Source organism: Pseudonocardia acidicola (assembly GCF_012911935.1).
GTDB lineage: Bacteria > Actinomycetota > Actinomycetes > Mycobacteriales > Pseudonocardiaceae > Pseudonocardia > Pseudonocardia acidicola.
In genome coordinates, this window is sequence record NZ_JAAXLA010000013.1 from 105,479 (window position 1) to 112,654 (window position 7,176).

Genomic DNA, 7,176 nt, shown 5'->3' on the forward strand with positions numbered 1-7,176 from the left:
GATCACACCGACAGGAAGGCGAGGAGAAGAGTCATGCAGCAGCCTGCACCAGCACGCCTCGCCGTCGGCGGTCCGGTGATGCGCCTGCCATCCGCGCTTCTCACCGAGATCGACGGCTGCTCCTGGGCGCCCCGCTCGTCGAGCTGCACCGTCGCGGGCCCCGCGGGAGCATCGCGATGACCGCGCCGGCCGTCCTGTCCCGGGCCGGTCTGGACGAGTTGATCGCGGCACTGATCGCGGACGGCTATCGGGTGATCGGGCCGACGGTGCGTGACGACGCGATCGTGCTGGCCGAGCTCGACTCCGGCGCGCAGCTGCCATCCGGCTGGGGTGTCGAGAGCAGTCCCGGACGTCACCGGTTGCGCCGCCGCGACGACGCCGCGGTGTTCGGCCATTCAGCCGGGTCGCAGTCGTGGAAGCAGTTCCTGCATCCCCCGCGACGGCCGTTGTGGTCCATGGATGTCGACGGGTTCGTGCCCGCCCAGGAAGAACCCGTCCGCTACGCGTTCGTGGGCGTGCGCGCCTGTGACCTGGCCGCGATCGCGACACTCGGCACGGTACTCGGCGGCGGCGCGCACCCCGACGGTTCGTTCGTCCGCCGCCGGCAGGGCCTGTTCGTGATCGCGGCGGGCTGCACCGAGCCCGGTGGCGTGTGCTTCTGCGCGTCGATGGGCACCGGTCCCGCGCCCGGCCCCGGCTACGACCTCGCCCTGACCGAGCGGATCGACGAGTCCGGGCACCGCTTCGTGGTGGACGTCGGCAGTGCCGAGGGCGCCCGCACCCTCGCCGCGCTCACTCATCGCACCGCCACCGACGCCGAGGTCGACGACGCCCGCTCCGCGGTCCGCGACGCCGCGGAGCACATGGGGCGGCAGATGCCGGCCGGTGACATCCGCACCCTGCTGAGCGAGGGTCGTGAGTCACCGCACTGGGCCGACGTCGCCGAGCGCTGCCTCGCCTGCGGCAACTGCACGATGGTGTGCCCGACCTGCTTCTGCACGACAACCGAGGACCGCACCGACCTCACCGACCTCACCGGCGACGCGGCGCAGCGGTCGCAGCGCTGGGCCTCGTGTTTCGAGCTGGACTTCTCCTACCTGCACGGCGGCAGCGTGCGGGTCTCCGGCGCCAGCCGGTACCGCCAGTGGATCACGCACAAGCTCAGCAGCTGGTACGACCAGTTCGGGACTTCCGGCTGCGTCGGCTGCGGACGCTGCATCGCCTGGTGCCCGGTGGGGATCGACATCACGGCCGAGGTCGCGCGGCTGTCGGAGCTGCAGGACTCCGCGCCGCCCGGAGAGAACGAATCCCGGTGACGAGCACCGATCAGCTCGCCGGCTTCGCCGTCTTCGACCGGTTGACCCCGGCGCAACGTGCCACGGTCTCCGGAACCGCCCGGGAGGTCGTCCTCGCCGCCGGCACCCGGTTGTTCGAGGAAGGGCAGCAGGCCTGCGGGTGCTGGCTCGTCCGCAGCGGCTGGGTAGCGCTCACGACGTCCGTCCCGGGCCACGGCGAGGTCGTGTTGCAGACCCTCGGCCCGGGGGACGTGTTGGGCTGGTCCTGGCTGGTTCCCCCGCACCGCTGGCACTTCACCGCCACCGCGAACGAGCCCGTCTCCGCCATCCGGCTGGACACCGCACGGCTGCATGCGCTCGCGAACGAGGATCCCGCGCTCGGCTACCCGCTGGCGCTGGGCCTGTTCGAGCTTCTGCTGGCGCGCCTGCAGAGCACCCGGGCGCGACTGCTCGACCTGTACGGGAGCCCTCGTGAGTGCTGACCTCGAACCGATGGTGCCCGTCCCGTACCGGGTCGTCGGCCGCCGGGTCGAGACGCGTGACTCGGTCACCCTGCACCTGGAGCCGGTCACCGAGGCGCTACCGGCGTTCCGGCCGGGCCAGTTCACGATGCTCTACCGCCGCGGCGTCGGCGAGGTCGCGATCTCGATCAGCGGGGACCCTACGGCCGGGGACGGATCGCTCACCCAGACGATCCGCGACGTCGGCGCGGTAAGCCGCGCGCTGCACGCGGCCGGCCCCGGAGACGTGCTGGGGGCCCGCGGCCCGTACGGCACCGGCTGGGGACTCGAGACCGCCGTCGACCACGACCTGGTGATCGTCGCCGGGGGTGTCGGGCTGGCGCCGCTGCGGCCGGTACTGCTCGGCGCCCTGGCGCGCCGCGGCTCCTACCGAAGGATCATGCTCGTCGCGGGCGCCCGCAACCCGTCGGAGTTCCTGTTCCGCGAGCAGCTCGACGCATGGAGCGGCACACCCGGTCTGGAGGTCGAGCTCACCATCGACCAGCCCGCGGAGGGGTGGAGCGGTCCGGTCGGTTTCGTCACCGAGTCGCTCACCCGCCTGACGCTGGACCCCGCGCGGACGGTCGCCTTCCTGTGCGGGCCGGAACCGATGATGCGGTTCTCGGCGAACGTGCTGCAGCGCAAGGGGGTCGATCCCGGCCACATCCGGGTCTCGCTCGAGCGGAACATGAAATGCGGCGTCGGCCTGTGCGGCCACTGCCAGCTCGGGCCGCTACTCGTCTGCCGCGACGGCCCGGTCGTCGACTACGCACGTGCCCAACCCCTGCTCGCTGTCCGGGAGTTGTAGATGCACCGCCTGCCGACTCTCGCCGTCTGGAAGTTCGCCTCCTGCGACGGCTGCCAGCTGACCCTGCTGGACTGCGAGGACGAGCTGCTGACCCTCGCCGGTGAGGTGCGGATCGCGCACTTCCTCGAGGCCTCCAGCGAGGTGCTGCCCGGCCCCTACGACCTGTCGCTGGTCGAGGGCTCGATCACCACACGCGGCGATGCCGAGCGCATCCGGCGGGTGCGCGAGCAGTCGAGGTTCCTGGTGACCATCGGCGCCTGCGCCACCGCCGGCGGGATTCAGGCGCTGCGCAACTTCGGCGACGTCGACCAGTTCCGGTCGGTCGTCTACGCCAGCCCGCAGTACATCGACACCCTCGCCACGTCCACCCCGATCTCCGCGCACGTGCCCGTCGACTTCGAGCTGCGTGGCTGCCCCATCGCGAAGCACCAGCTTCTCGAGGTGATCTCGGCCTTCCTCGCCGGCCGCAAGCCGGATGTGCCCGACACCAGCGTGTGCACCGAGTGCAAGCGCCACGGGCTGACCTGTGTCATGGTCGCCGACGGCACGCCCTGCCTCGGCCCGGTCACCCACGCCGGTTGCGGGGCGTTGTGCCCGGCCGTGCGGCGCGGCTGCTACGGCTGCTACGGGCCGATGACCGGCGCCAACCTGCCGTCGCTGGTCGGGCAGCTACGCACCTGCGGCATGAGCCGCGGCGCGGTCGACCTGGTGCTGTCCACGTTCAACGCCGCCGCGCCCGAGTTCGCGCAACACCGGGTGGACCGATGACGCACACCAGCAGGCAGCTACGGGTCGGTTCGCTGGCCAGGGTCGAGGGTGAAGGCGCTCTGCGCGTCGTCGTCTCCGGCGGCCAGGTCCGCAGCGCCCAGCTGCAGATCTACGAGCCACCGCGGTTCTTCGAGGCGTTTCTGCGCGGGCGGGCGTACACCGAGGTCACCGACATCACCTCACGCATCTGCGGCATCTGCCCGGTCGCTTATCAGACCAGCGCCTGGAATGCGATCGAGGACGCATGCGGGGTGAGCGTCGACGAGCGCATCGCAGCGCTGCGGCGGCTGCTGTACTGCGGGGAGTGGATCTCCAGCCACGCGCTGCACATCTATCTGCTGCACGCGCCGGACTTCCTCGGCCATCCGGACGTGATTGCGCTCGCACGCGCCCACCGCGACCTGGTCGAACGTGGCCTGCGCCTGAAGAAGGCCGGCAACGCGGTTCTCGAGGTCGTGGGCGGCCGAGCCATCCATCCGGTCAACCCCCGCGTCGGTGGCTTCCACCGCGCACCGACCGCGGCGGAGCTGGCCCCGCTGGCCGAGCAGCTGCGCCGGGCACTGGACGACGCAGTGGCGACGGTGCACTGGGTGGCCGGCTTCGACTACCCCGATGTGGAACTCGGGCACGACCTGCTCGCCGTGCACGAGCCGGACCGCTACGCCATCGAGCGCGGGCAGATCGCTTCCTCGGGCGAGCTCGTCTTCTCACCGCGCGAGTTCGGTGACCACGTCGTCGAGCACCAGGTGCCGTACTCCACGGCGCTGCACGCGAGGCTGGACGGCCGGCGCTACCTCACCGGCCCGCTGGCCCGCTACACGATCAACTCGGCGCAACTGTCACCCGTCGCCCGGCAGGCGGCGGCTGACGCCGGCCTCGGGCCCACCTGCCGCAACCCGTTCCGCAGCATCGTGGTGCGCGCGGTCGAGACCGTCCACGCGGCCGCGGAGGCTCTGCGGATCATCGGCGAGTACGAGCGCCCCGACCCGCCCGCCGTCGACGTGCCGCCCCGGGCCGGTGTCGGCCACGGCGTGAGCGAGGCGCCGCGCGGCCTGCTCTACCACCGCTACGAGTTCGACGCCGCAGGCTCGATCAGCTCGGCCGTCATCGTTCCGCCCACCTCCCAGAACCAGGCCGCGATCGAGGACGACCTGCGCAGCGTCGTCTCGGGCCATCTGCACCTCGACGACGCCGCGCTCACCGCGTTGTGTGAACGCACCATCCGCAACTACGACCCGTGCATCTCCTGCGCGGCACACTTCCTCGACGTCACCGTGGAACGACGATGAGGCCGGCCGTCGCACTGATCGGGATCGGAAATCCCTATCGCCGCGACGACGGCATCGGCCCGGCGGTCGTCACCGCCATCGGGAACCGCCACCTGCCCGGCCTCACCGTCACCGTCACCGACGCAGACCCGAGCCGGCTGATCGATGCCTGGTCCGGAGCCGATCTCGCCGTGATCATCGACGCGGTGCGGTGTGACCCGTCCATACCGGGACGGATCCACCGCACCGCCGTGAGCGCTCCAGGGCCCGGACCGGCAGCCGCCAGCACACACGGCCTGGGCGTCCCGGACATCGTCCGGCTCGCCGAGGCGCTGGACCGGGCGCCGCGGCGACTCGTCGTCCTTGCGGTGGAGGCCTCCGACCTGGGCTTCGGGCCGGGCCTGTCCCCGGTGGTCGCCGAGGCCGTGCCGCTGCTCGTCCGGAACGTGCTCGGCGAACTCCAGGCGGCACATCACCCGCACCCACGCACACCCCGGGCGTCTCAGCACTGCCCGTCCGCGCTCCGGCGGTGACCGGCGGCGACCTGGTGCTCGCCCAGGGCGAGGAACACACACCAGCCCACCACGGCCGGCCCCACCCACGAGATGGCCCGATAGAGCACGACGGCGATGGCCGCGGAGCCGGCCGGTACCCCGCCTCCGATCAGGACGGCGAGCAGCCCCGTCTCGGCGGGACCCGCACCCCCCGGCGTCAAGCGCACCAGGATGCTCGCCTGGACCACGAGGTAGCCGACCGCGACCGCCGGCCAGGGCACCGGTGCCGCGGCGGCCGCGACACATCCGGCCAACGCGAGGAAGTCCAGAACCCACGTGGCCACAGCCGCGGCCATCACCAGGGTTCCCTGCCCCGGATCCAGCACCCGGCCGGTCACCCATTCGCTGAATCCGGTCGCGGCCTGCGCCGGCGTGGCGGCGGTCATGCGCCGGAGCACGGGCAGCCGACGAGCCACCCACACCGCCCGCCGCCCGGCCCACGCCAGCACCCGTTGCTTCCGCAGCAGCACATACGCCCCGATCACGAGCACCAGGAGCAGCGCGGACACTCCCCCACCGACGGGCAGGCTCAGCAGTCCGTCGCCGGCCAGGCCGAGCGGAGCGAGCACGACCAGGACGATCGTCGCGACGATTCCCGCCATCCCGACCGCCCACGCCGACAGCGCCAGGCTCACCCCACGAATATGCAGTGCACTCACCGCATACGCGGACCCGGCCGCCGCCCCTGCCGCCGGGACGGTCAGCGACACCGCATTGCCCGCAATCGTCACCGCCTGGACGGTTCGCCCAGGCAGCCGCGACCCGCCGTAGGCCAGCAACAGCCGGTGCAACTCCCCGTACACCGCCAGCGACGCGGCGCTCAACATCAGCGCCACCGACAACCAGCCCCACCGCAGCTGTGCCAGCCGGCTTGCCACATCGCCGACCCCCGCCATGACCGGAGCCACCTGCCATACCGCCACCCCGAGGCCGGTCACGGCCAGGACCCAGTCGACGGCCCGCCACCATCGCGATCGAGAGCCTCGCGCAGGGGCGGGCTCCGGCCCGTCCGGTGTCGACCCGACGGCCCTCGGCTGATCAGGGATCGGCTGCCGCCCGAACACGCTCTCAGCTTCCTCCCGTGGCCGTGACCGGTCCGGCGAGCAGGCACCTCGCCCACCCGCGTGGCGCACGGCCGGGGTCGGCGGGGGCGTGCGTAGCCATCTCGATCCCCGATCTGCCCCACCCGCGAGGGCACCTACCGCACCGTGCAGGAAGAATCCGGGGCCGTTCAGCGGCCCAACGACCTACGGAACCGTCGAAACGACCTCACAGATGGATCTGCCGCAGCCGTTGCACGACGTCGTCGTGAGGGGGCGGGAGGCACGGCGACGGGAGCCGGCGCTCCTCCCGTGCATCCGGGCCGGCGGCCCCGGGTGGGCCGCGGCTACGTGCTCGACTCGAGGGTGTAACGCACCGTCTGCACCCGGATGGCGTCGTCGCCGAACACGAAGGTGTCGACGCCGTCCATGGCCCGGGCGGTCTCGGACACCGCGTTCCACTCGATGAACAGGACGTCGCCCTCGAAGATCTGGGTCGGGACCTCCCACTTCGCGTTCGGGAGGTCCTTCAGCAGGGTGGTGAAGCCCTGCCGGACGCCCTCCTTGCCCCGCAGCACACCACGCGGCGTGATGAACAGAGCGTCGTCGGAGTAGTCCGCCACGATCTCGTCGATGTCCCCGGCGATCAGCGCACCGGCGTGGTGCTGGAAGATCTCCTGTGGAGTACGCGCCATTGCTACCTCCAAGTCACCGTTCCGTCCCAGCGATGCTCCAGCCTGGAGCCCGGTGGCAACAGGGTCGAACGGATCGGCACTCCTGCCGACTCCGACCGGCCGTTCGACCTGGCGCCCGGCCGTGCGGCCCGAGCGACCCACCGGATTCCGCTGCCGGGTGCGCCCGGCTCCCGGGATCCCACCGGGCCGACGACGCAGAACGCCCGCCCGACCCCCGACGAAGCGTCGTCGCGGGCGGGCGGGCGTTC

8 protein-coding genes are annotated in these 7,176 nt (G+C 72.1%); 6 read left to right on the forward strand and 2 right to left on the reverse strand.

Annotated features, from left to right (window positions below):
• The first annotated feature begins 176 nt into the window (after positions 1–176).
• Genes HF526_RS09810 through HF526_RS09835 form a run of 6 tightly spaced genes read left to right on the forward strand, consistent with a single transcriptional unit; the run spans position 177 to position 5,172 of the window.
• Complete coding sequence (locus HF526_RS09810) at positions 177–1,316, forward strand: 4Fe-4S dicluster domain-containing protein (RefSeq protein ID WP_169381047.1); 1,140 nt, start codon at positions 177–179, stop codon at positions 1,314–1,316.
• Positions 1,313–1,777 carry a Crp/Fnr family transcriptional regulator gene (locus HF526_RS09815; RefSeq protein ID WP_211177006.1) on the forward strand — a complete coding sequence of 155 codons (465 nt, stop codon included), beginning with the start codon at positions 1,313–1,315 and terminating at the stop codon, positions 1,775–1,777. Before HF526_RS09810 ends, HF526_RS09815 begins: the two co-directional genes overlap by 4 nt.
• The gene (locus HF526_RS09820) at positions 1,767–2,603 is read left to right on the forward strand and encodes an FAD/NAD(P)-binding protein (protein WP_338051389.1); all 837 of its coding nucleotides are present in this window, start codon (positions 1,767–1,769) and stop codon (positions 2,601–2,603) included. Before HF526_RS09815 ends, HF526_RS09820 begins: the two co-directional genes overlap by 11 nt.
• The gene (locus HF526_RS09825; protein ID WP_169381048.1) at positions 2,604–3,371 is read left to right on the forward strand and encodes an NADH-quinone oxidoreductase subunit B family protein; all 768 of its coding nucleotides are present in this window, start codon (positions 2,604–2,606) and stop codon (positions 3,369–3,371) included.
• Positions 3,368–4,660 carry a Ni/Fe hydrogenase subunit alpha gene (locus HF526_RS09830; RefSeq protein WP_169381049.1) on the forward strand — a complete coding sequence of 431 codons (1,293 nt, stop codon included), beginning with the start codon at positions 3,368–3,370 and terminating at the stop codon, positions 4,658–4,660. The genes HF526_RS09825 and HF526_RS09830 overlap by 4 nt, the downstream gene beginning before the upstream one ends.
• A complete protein-coding gene (locus tag HF526_RS09835; RefSeq protein WP_169381050.1) occupies positions 4,657–5,172 on the forward strand; it encodes a hydrogenase maturation protease in 516 nt (171 codons plus the stop codon). Before HF526_RS09830 ends, HF526_RS09835 begins: the two co-directional genes overlap by 4 nt.
• On the opposite strand, the gene HF526_RS09840 is transcribed toward HF526_RS09835, so the two are convergent.
• Complete coding sequence (locus HF526_RS09840; protein WP_338051390.1) at positions 5,142–6,326, reverse strand: lysylphosphatidylglycerol synthase transmembrane domain-containing protein; 1,185 nt, start codon at positions 6,324–6,326, stop codon at positions 5,142–5,144. The genes HF526_RS09835 and HF526_RS09840 overlap by 31 nt on opposite strands.
• 254 nt (positions 6,327–6,580) lie before the next feature.
• Positions 6,581–6,928: a nuclear transport factor 2 family protein gene (locus HF526_RS09845; RefSeq protein WP_169381052.1), complete on the reverse strand. Its 348-nt coding sequence runs from the start codon at positions 6,926–6,928 to the stop codon at positions 6,581–6,583.
• Between the last annotated feature and the right edge of the window lie 248 nt (positions 6,929–7,176).

Bases quoted from the DNA above. Each gene is read 5' to 3' on its own strand.
- HF526_RS09825 (WP_169381048.1), top strand. From the start codon at position 2,604: ATGCACCGCCTGCCGACTCTCGCCGTCTGGAAGTTCGCCTCCTGCGAC.
- HF526_RS09830 (WP_169381049.1), top strand. From the start codon at position 3,368: ATGACGCACACCAGCAGGCAGCTACGGGTCGGTTCGCTGGCCAGGGTC.
- HF526_RS09845 (WP_169381052.1), bottom strand. From the start codon at position 6,928: ATGGCGCGTACTCCACAGGAGATCTTCCAGCACCACGCCGGTGCGCTG.
- HF526_RS09810 (WP_169381047.1), top strand. From the start codon at position 177: ATGACCGCGCCGGCCGTCCTGTCCCGGGCCGGTCTGGACGAGTTGATC.
- HF526_RS09835 (WP_169381050.1), top strand. From the start codon at position 4,657: ATGAGGCCGGCCGTCGCACTGATCGGGATCGGAAATCCCTATCGCCGC.